We start from the raw sequence: 15,299 nt of genomic DNA, 5'->3' as shown, positions 1-15,299 counted from the left end.
ACTCTCCTCATTAATTTCTCAATTTTACAGTGTTTATATTATAGCACATATGGTTACAATTACAAATAGATTCCAGAAAAAAGGAGGAACCCCTATGAAACAGAGACACGATTTATTTTTATGTATTACCTGTCTTCTGATCGCATTTTTGCTTACCGTGTCAGACGGAAGGCAAAAGGATGAAGCGCTGGCTGCACGGATCGCCCCGGAAATCCTGCGTTTTCACGTATTAGCAAACAGCGACAGCACAGAAGACCAAACCCTCAAATTAAAAGTTCGCACCATGCTGCTCAATTCAATATATGAGGACCTTGGAGAAAATGCATCCCTTGAGGAAACAAAAGACTTTGTTCTAACTCACACAGACAGCCTGGAAAGAAAAGCGGAACACTACATGAAAAAACTGGGATATAATTATCCCGCACATATGGAACTGACCAATTGTTACTTTCCCACCAAAACCTATGGAGACATGGTATTTCCCTGCGGCAATTATGAGGCCGTCCGGGTAAAAATAGGCGAAGGAAAAGGACGCAACTGGTGGTGCGTCCTTTATCCTCCGCTATGTTTCACAGATTCTTCGTATGCGGTTGTACCGGAAGCTTCCAAAGCAATATTAAAAAGTTCCATAGATGAATCTGATTATCAGATAATCAGCCGGGAAGCTCCAAAGATCCATATCCGTTTCAAGCTGGTTGATCTGCTTTCCAAGAAAGCGGAGCCTATTGTTCAGAAGCCGTTACAATCCCGTTAACTGCCCACTGGTAGGTACTATAGGCCTGATATAAGGTGTTATAAGCGGTTTGCTTTTCTCCCTCTGCCTGTGAAAATGCCATCTGGGCCTGCAAATAGTTTATCTTACTCAGCATGCCCAGCTGATAGGAACGGTCAGCCTTCTGCTTTTCCAGCACCGCCTTTTCATAAGCGGTGGAGGCGGCGTCATAGGCGGCTTTAGACTGAAGGATCTCCTGGTAATAGGACTGCATGGTAACCGTGAGGTTCTGCTCTCCCTCTGAGATACTGGCTTCCTTGTTTTTCATGCCGGTAGTAGTCTTGTTGGACGCCCCGCGACGGCTATCAATCAGGTCGTAATTATTACCAATCGCCTTTGCTGTATCCGCTGCTAAGTCCAGGGCCCCGATAACGGAAAGGTCCAGTTGGGGGATCTCACCGATCTGAACTGATCCATCCGCCGGATAGCCGGTCATCAGGCAAAGAGATCGCTTCAAACCGTCGATGGTGTTGTCAAGCTGGTCAAGAGCGGCCTGTGCTGCCAGGACCCCTTTATTGGCTGCCAGCACATCAGCTTCCGTCGCCAAGCCCTGTTTAAGGCTTATTGACTGGGCTTCATAGCCTGATATACTTAAATCCAGTGCCTTTTGAACCATGGCCCGATTGGCTAGGGCGCTATTATAGCCAATCATGATCTGATCTGCGGCAGATGAGAAGGTCTTTGAATAGCGGTCAACATTTTTCTTGACTCCCAAGTCAATTCGTTTGAGTCCGTTATTCAGTTTCTCCGCATTACTGCTCAGGCCCTTTGCCGTGCCTTTTAAGGCCAAGTATATCATCATCCCTTCATCGCTGCCTGTGGCCCCTGAATCTTTCATCGCCTGGGCATCGTCATTGAGATCCCGGATATACTGTCTCATTTCGTCATAGACATACTGCTGGTTGCTTAACTCATTACCAGCCGAATCGGCTATGTTCTGAACATCAGGATTAAAATACCTCACTAAATTGGAAAGCTCATCAAATTCTATGGTCTGATCGTTAAGCCTGTTCCAAGTTTCCTCTGTCATCCCATCAGGAATGGCCGTTCCCGTACTGCCGGGTCCTGCTGCCCCATAAACCGGCAGGGCAGCGGTAAGGGCGAGCGTCACTGCCATACAGGCAGATAAATAGCCTTTCTTTCTCATATCTTATAAACCTCCTGCCGAAGCCAGTCCGTTTAACGCATTATCATAATTTTGAACCGCCTGGAACAGGGCAAGCTCTGCTGTCTTTATAGCGAGATTCTTCGTGTCATATGCATTTTTCTGCTTTAGATAATCCAGTTTGCTTAAAGCTCCCAGGTCATATTTCCTCTGGGCAGTATCCATATTTTTGCTTTCCAGAGCAAGCTCAGCTCCAGCCTGGTCATACGCTGCCTTTGCCTGAAGAACCGCCCGGTAGCGCTTTGTCAGATCGGAACCAATATTCTGCTCATTGTTTGAAATCGTCCGGTTCAAGGTCTGCTTTGTAATATCCCCTACGGCATTTTCCAGCTTCCTCTTATTGATTTTTAAGGTATAGCTGTTGCCCAGGGCAGATTCCTTATCTGTATCCGGGTTCATGGCTGCAATGCGTTCCATATTCACAGCTGGAATTTCCAAAATATCCGGTGTGTCGTTGTATTTCCAGCCCAGCATAACACAAAGCTTCTGTCTGGTCTCCTCTACGGAAGATGTCAGCTTATCAATGGAGGCCTGGGTGCTCTGAACACTCTCTAAGGCACCCAGTACATCGGTCTGGGTTGCCATTCCTGCACTTTGCTTTACCAGTGCGGACTGGTACGCAGCCTCTAAAAACTCCAGGCTGCTCTTTGCAGTTTCCAGCTCATATCTCTGCTGAAAATAGGTGATCATGGAAGACTGGGCCGTTGCTACCAGATTGGCCTCCTCCTGCTCATAGGTAAGCTGATATACCTGCAAATCCTCTACATTGTTATCTGCCATGACTTCCGCACGGTTGGCGCTGGCCGCACCGCTTGCATCAGACACCGGATCATCTCCGGTAATCATGTTCCTGTAATCGTTTGCCGCATCCCGGTAATACTGGGCATTCTGATCACTGGTAATCCTGTCATCCTTTTTCTTATCATTAATATCCAGCTGGTTTTTCTGAACCGTTACATTATATTCACGGATCAGGCCTGCCAGTTCATCGTATTCCATCACATTGTCACGGAGCTTTGCCCACTCCTCTGGGGTTCTTGCAAACTCCGGGCTTCCGGCCCAAACTGTGGCCGCCGGTCCGGAGACAGTAAGTGCTGCCGCAAGGCAGAAAGCACTGATCTGTTTCCATTTTCTCATCCTAAATCCTCCTTATTTGGAATTAATTCTATCACACCTTTTTTATTATTTAATAACCACTTTTTTCCACTGAAAAATCAATCGGTTAATCGCAATCTGCTTCACTGCTTGATGAGGTTTAACAGACTGCAGTTTAATCCTCCGGTTCTGCGATCTTATCTGACTTTCCGGTCATAATGGAATAATATACCGGCAGCAACAGAAGGGTCAAAACCGTAGAAGCGGTAAGACCGCCTACGTTAACCAGTGACAGACCCTGCATGATTTCTCCATCATCACCGATTCCCAACGCCAGAGGTATTATAGAAACAATGGCAATCAGGGTTGTCATGGAGATAGAACGGAATCTGTTGACACCTGCCTTTATCACAGCCTCCCGTTTTTCCATGGTCAGGCGGTACTGGCCTACAGTCTCCACATAGAGAATACCGGATTTTACTACCGTACCTACCAGCATCAAAAAGCCTAACAGGGAGGGCAGGTTTATCTTGATTCCTACCGCTACCATGAGTCCAAACGCACCGATCAAGCTGAACGGAATGGCCGTCATAACCATCAGGGATAATTTAGGCGACTCAAATTGTGCTGCCATTACCACAAAAAGCAGGAAAATAGCCGTTACAATCGCCATGGCCAGATTGGTGAACTCTTCAACCATGGCCTCATCCTCGCTGTTTTTTGCCCTTGTAACCGTGGAATCCAGGTATGGATTTACAATTTCCTGGTCAATGGACTTTTTCAACGCCTCTTTATCTTTTTCTGACTTGACAGCCTCAGTAAAGGAACCGGTAATAGTAGCAATATACTGTTTATTCTTTCTGTTAATAGCAGAAGGGCTGTCTTCATAATCAATATCAGCAATATCGGTCAGTGCGGCCGTGCCTCCGAACGCATTGGGAATTAGAATTCCCTGAACTTTGTCAAGGGTGTCATAGGAATCCTTTGGATATTCCACCCTTACGGAAAGTTCTTCTCCTGCCACGTCGAGTGTGGTGGCTTCTTTACCGCTGAGCATATTGCTCAATATTCCGCCTACACTGGCCGGAGCCACACCTTCTGCCGCCGCCTTTATGGGATCTACATGGATCTTAATGACAGGCGCTGCATTTTCCAGATCGGAATGGACCTTGATCAATCCGGAATGGCCGGAAAGCTCTGTCACCATCTGGTCTGAGGTTTCTTTCAGCTTATCTAACTGGGCGCTTTGCAGGATCACTTCAAAATCGTTGCTGCCTGACCCGCCCATATCCATCATGGAAGCGGACTTTACGGTTATGTTGCAGTCAGGAAGCTGGTTCATTTCTTTTTTCCACTTATTAACCACTTGTTGGGTAGAAAGTTTTCTGTCAGACTTTAAATATCCTGTCAAAGTACCTACGTTGCTGCCGTTTAAGCTTAAGCCTCCACCTCCGTAGCTTATCATATAGGACTTTAAGTCCTCTTCCTTGGTCACAATTGCTTCTACCTTTTTAAGAATCTGATTTGCCTCTTCAATTTTAAGTCCAGGCTTTACTTCTACGGAAACAGAGACAGTTCCCTCATCCACATCAGGCATGAGTTCAAATCCCAGTCTTCCCGCCAGAATAAAAGAAACAACCAGCAAAAGCACTGATATGGTCATTACCAGAGCCTTTCTGTTTAACAGTTTAGAAACAAGCCGGCTATAGCCCTCCTGGAGGAACCTCATAATTCCTCCTATAGGGGAATTCTTTTTTTCAACAGGCCGTAGTCTGGTATAGCACATGGGCACAATGGTCAATCCGGAAATCGCGGAAGCCAGGGACGCGAATATAAGAGTAAATCCCAGCGGCATGAACAGCTGGCCCGACATTCCCTGAAGCATAGCCAGAGGAATAAATACCACGCTGTTTGTCACAGCACCGCCTAAAATGGCCGAAAACACCTCTCCGGTTCCACTTACCGCTGCTTCCATATATTCCCGGAAGCCCTTTCCCTTTTGGGCGCGGAAGCAATTGTCCAGTACGACGATAGAATCATCCACCATGTTTCCCACGGCCAGTACAATACTGCTCATGGTAACCAGGTTCATGGAAAATCCCATAGCTGACATTAAAATCAGAGAAATGAGCATTGATGCCGGGATGGAGCTTCCCACAATAAGAGAAGCTTTCAAATCACCGAAAAACAGGAAGATAATGACCATGGAAATAACAACGGCTGCTACCATTGCATCTTTCACACTACCCAATGCCGATAAAATCTGGTCACTGGAATCGTCAATGGTTATAAAATCTACATTGGGATATTCGTGCTTTAAATTTTCAATGGTCTTTTTGACACCCTTTGAAACATCCACCGCACTGTTCTTTTGCTGCTTGTTGATGGACAAGGTAATGGTATCATCTCCATTGTACCGCCCAATGGCTTTCTGATCTTTCGAGGATTGTGAAATATCGGCGACATCTTCCAGGTAAATGGTTTTTCCGCTTCCAGCCGCTAAAGGAACCTTCTTAAGGCTGTCAACGGTCTTTATTTCTACAGCCGTACTGACCGATAAATCCCGTTTTCCCACTCCCGTACTTCCTGCCGGATAGGTAAAGTCTGCTGCCTGAATGGCCTGACTAATGGAATCCATGGTCAAATGGTACTGGGCCATCTTTTCCGGAATCAGGCGAATGCTGACATAGTTTTCTTCGCCTCCGCTGACATCCACCCTGGCAACGGAAGGAATTTTTTCAAATTCCGGAACAATCTTATCATTGACATAGTTATATAAATTGCTTTGAGTGGGATCCTTGACTGCCAACGTGACGGAGGGCATTTCATTCATGTTGAATTCCATGATCGTTGGTACTTCCACATCATCGGGAAGTTTTACACTGTCCATCTTTTTCTTTAGTTCAGAATACGCCTTATCCATGTTGGTTCCGTACTCATACTCCAGAACCAGAATGGAGACATTCTCCTGGGAAATGGACTGAATATTTTTGACACCGGACAAAATTCCCACGGATTCTTCCAAGGGCTTGGTGACCAGGTCATTGACATCCCCCGGATTGGCACCGGGATATGTGCTGGTAATCAAAAACATAGGAAATTTCATTTCCGGGGTCAATTCCATCTTAGCGTTAAAAACAGAGGACAGACCAAATACAAGCAGACACAAAATTGCTAAAACAAAGGTTACAGGTCGCTTTAAAATGCCTTTTACAATTCCCATTCTACCGCCCCCTTACTGCTTGGAACCGGAAGTTTCCGCCCCTGCTTCTTCTGCTTCCGAAGCGCCGTCTGCTGCCTGGGTTTCTTCTCCTGACGCATCTGCAAGGGTGACTTTTGAACCATCATACAATTCGCTGGTCCATGTGGTGATCACCTGATCCTCAGCTGAGATACCAGCCTGAATTTCCGCATAATCCACGTCTGCCAGTCCTACGGTCACTGCATTCCTTTTAAGGGCTCCATCGGCATATGTATAAATAAAGGGATCTCCTCCTTCATAATAAACACTTTCCACAGGAACCGTAAGCACATCTGCCACCTTCTGGGAAATCACGGTAAGCTTTACCGATGTTCCTGTAGCAAGCCGATCTCCCTCCGGAATTGATGCCTTCACCTTGAATAATCCGCTTGCTTCATCCACCATGGTGTTCACTTCGGTTATAGCCGCCTCATAACCGGTTCCATTCTTCTCCACATTAATGCTGTCTCCGGCCTTTAACCCGCTTACAATGCGCTCGGAAGCATAAAAGGTCACCGCTTTTCCCCCTTCTCCTGATATAACACAGAGTACGGACTGAGGTGAAACCATATCGTGAACGCTGATGTTAAGGCTTTCTACCTTGCCTCCAATGGGAGCCGTCACCTGGCTGCTTTCCATCTGGATATTGTATGCGATTTTGGCATTCTCATATTGAAGCCTTGCCATCTCCACATTATCCTTAAGTGACTGGTAATCGGCCTCCGCCACATCACCTGCTGTATAAAGAATCGTCATCCGGTCTAAATTCTTTCTTGCATCTTCGTATGTAATCCTGGCCGTTTCCACCATGATTCTGGAACTCTCTACCTGTTTCGTATCAATGACACAAAGCAGCTGGCCGGCCGTAACCATGTCACCTGTCTGAACATTTACAGCAGTGACTTCTCCTGCCCCTAGAGGCGTGATATGGACGATACTGGAAGGCTCTATGGTACCGATCAGATCACTGGTCAGCTCTATGGAACGGATCTGGGGATTCTCCACAGTTACAACAGGAGGGACATCGGCCACAAACTCCTCCTTATTTCCTCCTAACACCTTGGGAATGATTAATCCCGCCAGGGCTGCAATAATAACGATTGCACCTGCAATAATAAAGACTTTTTTCTTTGTCATGACAAGCTCCTTATTTAATCATATTAAGATTATAATTGATGTCTACAAACTCCATATTGCAGAATTTCTAATTTTTCCAGAAAAATTTTCTTAATTTTTTCTTCATCTTCCCGATGATGGTAGTACCAGCCCATACAATGAGCTAGTTCCAGGAAAATCATGGATACCAGTTTCCCAAAGAATTCTATACTCTGATCTTTAAAATTAGAGGTATCGATGACACGGTACATCGTCTCCTGCAGCTCTTGCTGGCTTTTGGAGTTTTCTTCGCAAAGCTGATGGGTCACACCAAACATTGTTTCGCTGACGGCGATGTTCTTAATCAGCTGCAGTACATTTTCCTTTGCATTGGCCAGGCCGTAATGCAAAAAAGTTTCTGCGATCTTCCAAAGATCACCATTATTTTTTTCAGCGCATCTCACCCAGCTATTCTGAAAATTTTCAGTAGCATCTTCAAAAATATATCCAAGAACATCACGTTTGTCTTCAAAATAAGTATAAAAGCTACCTCTTGATATTCCTGCAGCCTGGATTATCTTATTAATAGAAGCCTTTTCAAACGGCACCCTTGTAAATTCTTCCACCGCTGCATCGCAGATGGTTTTCTTTTTTCCTGCCGGAAGATTATAAAACCGTTCCGTTGGCAATTTTCATCTCTCCCTTCTCTTTTCCCATGTGAATCCTCCGACCACACGAAAAGGTGACAACATGCCACTTATTATAATGACACGTTGTCACCTTGTCAAGAAAGGTTATATTTTTTTAATTAATTTTTCCAGTTTTGTTTATCTTTTGCAATCTTACGCCCTCGTTTTTGGGCAAAATAGTATGACAGCCGGACGCTCCTATCTCCTGTCCAGAAGCTCCTTTAAGGCTTCATCGCTCTCTTCGATCCATACATCCTCTTCCTCTTCATTAAGGCCGAGAAACTGGGCAAGGGTTTCGGGCGCATCGCTGTTATTCCATTCTTCAATAAAATCATCAATGGCTTCAAATTCTATCTCACCGGCCAGATACTTTTCCTTAAACGTCATAATATACCTCTCTTCTTATTCCTGTTCCTTGATATTCTTTGATACGGTGATCTCCTGGTTATCAATATGCTCCCGCATTGCTTCTTTTGCTTCCTGAACCTTCCGCTGTCTGACCGCCTTCAATATGTTGTCATGTTCCAGCAAAAGAATCTGGCGTTTATCCTCATCCTTAATGTATTCCAAACGGTAACGGTACATCTGCTCTCTTAAATTGTTGATCATCTGCACCAGCCTGTCATTGCATGTGCCTTTATAAATCACATCATGATAAGCTTCATCCGTCTCTGCAATCTCCATGGGATTTCCTTGTTCCACGGCCTCTTTAAATTCTTCCTGCTTTTTTTCAAGCTCCTCTACGGCCTCCGGGGTCATACGCTGGCAGGCCAGTTCAATCGCCAGTTCCTCTAAGGATCTGCGGACCTCCAATACGTCCCTTAAGCTTTTCTCCGAAATCTTAGCAACCTCGGCTCCCTTTCTGGGTATCATTAGTACAAGCCCTTCCAGTTCCAGTTTCCGGATGGCTTCCCGGATAGGCGTACGGCTGACTCCAAGACGTTCCGCAAGCTGGATCTCCATAAGGCGCTCTCCCGGTGCCAGTTCCCCTTTTAAAATCGCCTGACGCAGCGTGTTAAAGACTACATCCCGAAGGGGCAGATATTCATTCATATTAACCTTTAAATCATTGCTCATTTGTAACCTCCCTGGTATTGTAAAAATTCGTTAGATAAACCTGCTTTGCAAGGCTCTTGGCCTCGCCGTACCTCAATTCCTCATAAGCCCTTTCTGCGGCTCTGGGGCTTGTGAATATGCCAAAAACCGTAGGGCCGCTTCCGCTCATCAAGGCGTTCACAGCTCCCAATTCTTTCATTTTGTCTTTAATCTGTGCAATCACCGGATATTCCGGAATCGTAACTGTTTCAAGCACATTTCCCAGGCGTTCCGACACCTGGTATATGTTGCGGTTCCCAATGGCTTCGATCATGCCATCAATATCCGGATGGTCTTCTTTTCGTAAGACGGGCAAATCCAGATGCTCATAAACGAACTTCGTGGATACGCTGACCCCAGGCTTTGCTATGAGCACCTGACACTGGGGCATATCGGGAAGAGGCGTTAAAATTTCCCCGATTCCTTCACTCAGTGCGGTTCCTCTCATCAAACAATAGGGAACGTCTGCTCCGATCTTCACCCCCCGTTCCATCAATTCTTCTCTTGTCAGACCCAGCTGGAACATCTTGTTCACTCCGAACAGTACCGTTGCCGCATCGCTGCTGCCGCCGGCCATGCCTGCAGAAACCGGTATGAATTTATTTAAATGAATGCGGATTCCGTGAATAATATGAAACTCCTCCATCAAAAGCCTGGCTGCTTTATAAACCAGGTTGTTTTCATTCACTGGAAGATAATAGAGATTTGTCACTACCTCAATTCCCGGGGTCTCTTTTAAGTAAATATCAATCTTATCATAAAGGCCTACGGTCTGCATGATCATTCGTACCTCATGGTATCCGTCTTCTCGTTTTCTTAAAACATCAAGTCCCAGATTAACCTTACCATATGCTTTTAATCCCAGATGTCTTATCATAGGCAAACATCCCTCACTTTTTATCTCTTAGGATTGTATTTTTTTATTTTTTTGTATACAGTATTTAGTATATAACGAAACAGGAAAAAGTACAAGAGGTTTATTCCCTATTCTGCCTTCTTCATTGTTAAATTTTCATAAACAATGGGAATAGCCGTTTGCTCCTGTTGGAACAAACGGCTATGTAAAAATTATATTTATGTTTGATATGACGACTGCAGCTGCACTTGCCATCTAATAGCTTGGAGATCTGTGGTTTGCTGCACAATAAAATCCAGCTAGATTATCTTATTTATATAATCTGGCTGGATTAAAGTTATTATTTCTTGATCAGTGTTACTTCCACCGGTATGGACTTCTCAACACTTTTTCCTTCCATGATTGAAATAGCAGTTTCAACAGCTGTTTTACCCATCAGATCCGGCTGCTGTGCGACTGTCGCTGCCATTGTACCGTCTTCCACCGCTTTTCTGGCATCATCCGTAGCGTCAAAGCCAACTACCTTGATATCTTTTCCGGTTGATGCAATTGCTTCAACAGCGCCTAATGCCATCTCATCATTGTGTGCAAACACTCCTTTTATATCACCATCAGCCTGAAGGATATTTTCCATAACAGATAAGCCTTCCGCTCTATTAAAATTGGCTGTCTGGCTGGAAACCACTTTTAAATCCTTGTCTGCCACTTCATGGAATCCCTGTCCGCGGTCTATGGCAGCAGATGCTCCCGGCACGCCTTCCAGTTCAGCAACTTTAGCTCCATCGCCAACCAGCTCTTTTAAATATTCTGCCGCCATTCTTGCACCGGCCACATTATCAGAGGCAATCTGGCACTCTACCTCGGCTCCATTAACCGCACGGTCAACCGCGATGACTTTAATTCCCTTCTTTGTGGCTGATTCGACAGCTGATGCTACCGCATCGGAATCCACCGGATTGACAATCAGTACCTTGATATTTTTTGATATTAAATCTTCAATATCGCTGATCTGCTTTGCGCTGTCATCACCTGCGTCTACCACTGTAAGCTGGATTCCTTTCTCTTTCGCAGCATTTTTTGCTCCGTCTGATAACGTCACGAAAAATGGATTATTAAGCGTTGAAACAGAAAATCCGACCGTCTGGGCGCTGCCTGCAGAACTGCCTCCTTCTTTCTTCTCACCGCCGCCCACGCTGCATCCAACTAACGCACTTGCCCCTAAGGCCATAACAGTTACCAATGCTGCCACTTTTTTAAATTTTTTCATTTTATATTCCCTCCTTTTATTTTTACCGTTTTCTGTCTGACAGAACGGCTGTCAGAATCACCAATCCTTTGATCACATCCTGGTAATACGAGGATACGCCAAGTATGTTAAGACTGTTGTTTAATACTGCTATTATGAGTACTCCGATAAATGTTCCATATATCTTACCCCTGCCGCCACTCATACTGGTTCCGCCGAGAGCGGCAGAAGCAATGGCATCCAATTCATAACCGGAACCCAGGGTAGGCTGAGCCGAATTAAGACGGGATAAAAGAATAAGACCTGACAATGCGGCCATGACGCCTGATATGACATAAGCTATAATCTTTGTTTTACGTATATTGACGCCAGCCAGCTCGGCTGCCTTCCAGTTACTTCCGGTAGCATAGATATGGCGTCCAAACGTGGTTTTTGTAAGCAGGAACCAGAAAAATGCGAACATAAGTATCAATAATATAACCGGAACCGGAATTCCAAAAACATCGCCTTTTCCAATTGATTTTAAAAGCATGCTCTCACCCAGCCTGGATATGGGCTTTCCATTGGTGTAAATCATTGTCAGCCCCCGGTATGCCGTCATTGTTATCAGCGTAGCTATAAACGGCTGTAATCTTCCTCTGGTCACCAGCACACCGCTTATCAGTCCAAGAAGTGCTCCGATCAGCAGAGAGGCCAGCATGGCAACACCTGCCGGCACTCCTGAAGTTATCATTCCCGCACAAAGTGCAGTGGACAACGCCAGAACGGAACCAACTGATAAATCTATGGCACCTGTAAGTATGACAAAGGTCATACCAAAAGCGATAAAACCATTTATGGAAGACTGTCTTAAAAGTGAGAGAAAATTGCCGGACGTTCGAAATTCCGGGCTTATAATACTGATCAGTGCCACAATAAGAACCAGAGAAATCAGTGCGCCATAATCTCCCATAATATTGAACCATTTTTGTCTCTTTTCTTTCATCACAGTTTCCCTCCTGTTGCAAGAGTCATGATTTTTTCCTGATTCGCTTCTCCCTTATTAAGGATACCGCGGACTGTGCCTTCTCTGATTATCATTATCCGGTCACTCATTCCCAAAATTTCCGGAAGTTCAGAAGAAACCATAATGATTGCAACTCCTTTTGCTGCCAGTTCATTAATAATGTTATAGATCTCTTTCTTTGCGCCTACATCTACTCCCCTTGTCGGCTCATCAAGGATCAATATTCTGGGATTGGTATATACCCATTTGGCAAACACGACCTTCTGCTGGTTACCACCGCTTAACTTTCCACATTCCTGAGTCTGATGGAAACAGCGTATTTTCAATTCATTGATTGCATTTGCGGCTAAACTTTTTTCTTTTCCTTTATTGATTACATGATACCGGTCAGATATAGAGGCCAGATTTGTCAGGGAAATGTTGTTTTTTATGCTGTCTTCCAACATAAGCCCCTCGGTTTTTCTGTCTTCCGTGATAAAGCCGATTCCATATTTTATGGCTGCAGCCGGATTGTCTATGGTACATTTGGTGCCTTCAATAAAGATATCGCCTCCATCATGCTGCATGTTTCCAAATATGGACCTCATGATTTCCGTGCGCCCTGCTCCCATGAGGCCGGACACCCCCAATACTTCGCCTTCTTTTACTGAAAAACTAATATTTTCATATATTCCTTTTTTTGTAAGACCTGATACCTTTAATATTTCTTTTCCAATAGAACTCTTTCTTTCCGGATACCGTTCCCCAATCTCACGTCCAATCATCATTTTTACGATTTCTTTTTCATTGGTATCTTTTGTTTCCTTTGTTCCCACATACTGCCCGTCTCTTAAGACTGTAATCCTGTCACACAGCTCAAATATCTCCTCCATGCGATGGGAAATATAGATGATGGAAACTCCGTCTTTCTGCAGCTTCTTTATTACCTTAAAAAGAATTTCCGTTTCACTTGCCGTAAGCGCCGCCGTAGGCTCATCCATGATGATCACCTTTGCCTCGCTCATAAGCGCCCTGCAGATTTCTATCATCTGCTGCTGCCCTACCGCCAGCTCTGCCATCCTTTTCTTCACTGGTATTCTAACCCCTAATTTATCCAGAATAGTTTCTGCCTGTTTTTGCATTTCTTTTTTATTGCAGATTCCTCCACGAGTGGTTATTTCCTTCCCCAGGAAGAGATTTTCTTCTACTGTCAGGTCAAAAAGTACATTCAGCTCCTGATGGATCAGGATAATTCCTGCATGCTCCGCTTCTTTCGGCGTTTTATATACAACCTCTTCCCCATCAATCAAAACCGTTCCGGAATCTTTCTCATAGATACCTGTCAGTATCTTCATGAGAGTGGATTTTCCAGCCCCGTTTTCTCCCATCAATGCATGGACCTCGCCGCTTTCCAGGCTGAAACCGGCATCAGACAGTACTGCATGTTCACTAAATGATTTACAGATTCCTTTCATCTCAATTTGCATAGCTCTTCTCCCTATCCTTAACCCTGGGCTGCAAAAATGCAGGCTGAAACCAATATAATGTTTGCAAACGCAGTTATTTCACCGGTCCTTATGACTGCCTTACACGTTTTTGTCTGTTCTTTCAGATTTTCATGGGATGTAAAGCATTCCACTGCATCCGGAAACTTTTTTTTCATCATGCTTCGTATGTTTACCACCATTTCCGGATTATGATCTTTCATTTCCTCTGCCAAAATGTAAGATTCTACTGCCATATCGTCAGTAACCGCATCTAAAGTTTCCAGGAAGGAAGGAATATTAAAACGCAAAGCTAAATCAATCCGTTTTGTCTCATCTGGTATAGGCAGTCCGCAATCTCCGATGCAAATTGAATTCGTATGCCCCATGGAAGAAAGTACGCTTGATATGCTGCTGTTTAAAATTCCATTTCTCTTCATGGTTTTCCTCCAATCCCGCAACTGTCACCTGCATTACAACCGTCAGACCGGCTTTCCAGCTCTCTGATCACATCTTTAAGTTTCGGCATACCGCCCTGAGCACCAAACCGCTCCACCGACAAACCGGAAGCCAGGACTGCAAACGTCAGCGCCATTTCAATGTTATCGTATAATCCAAGTGCTACGGCAAATGCGCCGTTAAATGTATCCCCTGCTCCCGTAGTATCAACTACATTAGATGTTCTTGCCGGCAAAGTCACTGCTTCTTTTTCATGATTGATGTAAATGACTCCTTTTTCCCCCTGGGTAATAATGAGTTTTTCCGGATATTGTTTTAATAAAGACTTAGTATCAGCCATATCTCCAAATATGATCCTGGCTTCATGTTCATTAGGAGTAATATAATCCACCAGTTCTACCAGTTCTCTTTTTATCTCTCTGGCCGGTGCTGGGTTTAATATGACCTTTACTCCATGATTCGCACATAAGCCAATGACATATTCCACGGTTTCCTGTAAAATCTCCTGCTGCAATAATACAATGTCGCAGGTTAATAACTTTTCTTTGATGCCGTCAATGTACTCAATATCTACCGTATTATTAGCACCCGCTAAAACTATAATACAGTTATCGCTTTCCGCTACCGTTATCACAGCCAGCCCTGTCACCTGATCATCAACTACTTTTATATATTCTGTATGAATACCTTCATTTTTCAGGTTCTCAATCAGAGCTTTTCCATGGTCATCGCTTCCCACACAGCCAAACATCGTTACATCCGCACCTAATCTCGCTGCCGCAACTGCCTGATTTGCGCCTTTTCCTCCCGGGATATAGGAAATGGCATCGCCTGTAATTGTTTCGCCTTTTCCCGGTATCCGCTGTGCTGTAACAGTCATATCCATATTAATGCTGCCTACAACTCCGATTTTCATTTCTGCCTCACCTTTCCGAAATCTAAATTATCTAGTTTTGTTTGTAATGCGGATTTGTGGTTGATAAAACGTTTTATCAATTTTGTAAATTCATATTATCATTATTTTTTATTGATGTCAATATGAAAATTATGATTGATAAATCGTTTTATCAATATAAGTTGCTTTTTTATGCAAAATACGGTATTATTGTTCATATCA

The 15,299-nt window shown here is 44.4% G+C and carries 14 protein-coding genes; 1 reads left to right on the top strand and 13 read right to left on the bottom strand.

Annotated elements, in window-relative coordinates; all coding sequences use genetic code 11:
* Positions 1–94 precede the first annotated feature (94 nt).
* On the top strand, positions 95–754 hold the full coding sequence (gene spoIIR / locus BMX69_RS22630; RefSeq protein ID WP_100043605.1) for a stage II sporulation protein R: 660 nt from the start codon (positions 95–97) through the stop codon (positions 752–754).
* Here the strand turns inward: spoIIR and BMX69_RS22625 are convergent.
* The 13 genes from BMX69_RS22625 to rbsK all read right to left on the bottom strand — a co-directional run bounded on the left by BMX69_RS22625 (position 723) and on the right by rbsK (position 15,098).
* Positions 723–1,919 carry a TolC family protein gene (locus BMX69_RS22625; protein WP_054790839.1) on the bottom strand — a complete coding sequence of 399 codons (1,197 nt, stop codon included), beginning with the start codon at positions 1,917–1,919 and terminating at the stop codon, positions 723–725. The genes spoIIR and BMX69_RS22625 overlap by 32 nt on opposite strands.
* A gap of 3 nt (positions 1,920–1,922) precedes the next feature.
* Entirely contained in the window at positions 1,923–3,074 is a 1,152-nt protein-coding gene (locus BMX69_RS22620) for a TolC family protein (RefSeq protein ID WP_054790838.1), read from the bottom strand.
* A gap of 133 nt (positions 3,075–3,207) precedes the next feature.
* Positions 3,208–6,255, bottom strand: a complete 3,048-nt coding sequence (locus BMX69_RS22615) for an efflux RND transporter permease subunit (RefSeq protein WP_100043604.1) — start codon at positions 6,253–6,255, stop codon at positions 3,208–3,210.
* A gap of 12 nt (positions 6,256–6,267) precedes the next feature.
* On the bottom strand, positions 6,268–7,410 hold the full coding sequence (locus tag BMX69_RS22610) for an efflux RND transporter periplasmic adaptor subunit (protein WP_100043603.1): 1,143 nt from the start codon (positions 7,408–7,410) through the stop codon (positions 6,268–6,270).
* Positions 7,411–7,439: 29 nt separating this feature from the next.
* Complete coding sequence (locus tag BMX69_RS22605) at positions 7,440–8,057, bottom strand: TetR/AcrR family transcriptional regulator (protein WP_100043602.1); 618 nt, start codon at positions 8,055–8,057, stop codon at positions 7,440–7,442.
* A 198-nt stretch (positions 8,058–8,255) separates the two neighbouring features.
* Entirely contained in the window at positions 8,256–8,444 is a 189-nt protein-coding gene (locus tag BMX69_RS22600) for a hypothetical protein (RefSeq protein WP_025231280.1), read from the bottom strand.
* A 15-nt stretch (positions 8,445–8,459) separates the two neighbouring features.
* Positions 8,460–9,134 (bottom strand): GntR family transcriptional regulator, encoded by a 675-nt coding sequence (locus BMX69_RS22595; RefSeq protein WP_025231279.1) that lies wholly within the window; start codon positions 9,132–9,134, stop codon positions 8,460–8,462.
* On the bottom strand, positions 9,124–10,029 hold the full coding sequence (gene ispE / locus BMX69_RS22590; RefSeq protein WP_054790834.1) for a 4-(cytidine 5'-diphospho)-2-C-methyl-D-erythritol kinase: 906 nt from the start codon (positions 10,027–10,029) through the stop codon (positions 9,124–9,126). Before ispE ends, BMX69_RS22595 begins: the two co-directional genes overlap by 11 nt.
* A 319-nt stretch (positions 10,030–10,348) precedes the next feature.
* The gene (locus BMX69_RS22585; protein WP_100043600.1) at positions 10,349–11,275 is read right to left on the bottom strand and encodes a D-ribose ABC transporter substrate-binding protein; all 927 of its coding nucleotides are present in this window, start codon (positions 11,273–11,275) and stop codon (positions 10,349–10,351) included.
* A gap of 22 nt (positions 11,276–11,297) precedes the next feature.
* Complete coding sequence (locus BMX69_RS22580; protein ID WP_100043599.1) at positions 11,298–12,239, bottom strand: ABC transporter permease; 942 nt, start codon at positions 12,237–12,239, stop codon at positions 11,298–11,300.
* Complete coding sequence (locus tag BMX69_RS22575) at positions 12,239–13,726, bottom strand: sugar ABC transporter ATP-binding protein (RefSeq protein WP_100043598.1); 1,488 nt, start codon at positions 13,724–13,726, stop codon at positions 12,239–12,241. Before BMX69_RS22575 ends, BMX69_RS22580 begins: the two co-directional genes overlap by 1 nt.
* A gap of 17 nt (positions 13,727–13,743) precedes the next feature.
* Complete coding sequence (gene rbsD / locus BMX69_RS22570; RefSeq protein ID WP_054790833.1) at positions 13,744–14,163, bottom strand: D-ribose pyranase; 420 nt, start codon at positions 14,161–14,163, stop codon at positions 13,744–13,746.
* Positions 14,160–15,098 (bottom strand): ribokinase, encoded by a 939-nt coding sequence (rbsK, locus tag BMX69_RS22565; protein ID WP_054790832.1) that lies wholly within the window; start codon positions 15,096–15,098, stop codon positions 14,160–14,162. The genes rbsD and rbsK overlap by 4 nt, the downstream gene beginning before the upstream one ends.
* Positions 15,099–15,299: the final 201 nt, after the last annotated feature.

It is taken from the genome of Lacrimispora sphenoides JCM 1415 (genome assembly GCF_900105615.1).
GTDB classification, from domain to species: Bacteria; Bacillota; Clostridia; order Lachnospirales; family Lachnospiraceae; genus Lacrimispora; species Lacrimispora sphenoides.
The sequence above is the reverse complement of the archived record's forward strand: the minus strand, read 5'-3'. Positions and strand labels throughout refer to the sequence as shown.

Coding starts and splice junctions, on each gene's coding strand:
- BMX69_RS22595 (WP_025231279.1), bottom strand. CDS start 9,134: ATGAGCAATGATTTAAAGGTTAATATGAATGAATATCTGCCCCTTCGG.
- spoIIR (WP_100043605.1), top strand. CDS start 95: ATGAAACAGAGACACGATTTATTTTTATGTATTACCTGTCTTCTGATC.
- rbsK (WP_054790832.1), bottom strand. CDS start 15,098: ATGAAAATCGGAGTTGTAGGCAGCATTAATATGGATATGACTGTTACA.
- BMX69_RS22580 (WP_100043599.1), bottom strand. CDS start 12,239: ATGAAAGAAAAGAGACAAAAATGGTTCAATATTATGGGAGATTATGGC.
- BMX69_RS22575 (WP_100043598.1), bottom strand. CDS start 13,726: ATGCAAATTGAGATGAAAGGAATCTGTAAATCATTTAGTGAACATGCA.
- BMX69_RS22615 (WP_100043604.1), bottom strand. CDS start 6,255: ATGGGAATTGTAAAAGGCATTTTAAAGCGACCTGTAACCTTTGTTTTA.
- BMX69_RS22600 (WP_025231280.1), bottom strand. CDS start 8,444: ATGACGTTTAAGGAAAAGTATCTGGCCGGTGAGATAGAATTTGAAGCC.
- BMX69_RS22610 (WP_100043603.1), bottom strand. CDS start 7,410: ATGACAAAGAAAAAAGTCTTTATTATTGCAGGTGCAATCGTTATTATT.
- ispE (WP_054790834.1), bottom strand. CDS start 10,029: ATGATAAGACATCTGGGATTAAAAGCATATGGTAAGGTTAATCTGGGA.
- BMX69_RS22620 (WP_054790838.1), bottom strand. CDS start 3,074: ATGAGAAAATGGAAACAGATCAGTGCTTTCTGCCTTGCGGCAGCACTT.
- BMX69_RS22585 (WP_100043600.1), bottom strand. CDS start 11,275: ATGAAAAAATTTAAAAAAGTGGCAGCATTGGTAACTGTTATGGCCTTA.
- rbsD (WP_054790833.1), bottom strand. CDS start 14,163: ATGAAGAGAAATGGAATTTTAAACAGCAGCATATCAAGCGTACTTTCT.
- BMX69_RS22625 (WP_054790839.1), bottom strand. CDS start 1,919: ATGAGAAAGAAAGGCTATTTATCTGCCTGTATGGCAGTGACGCTCGCC.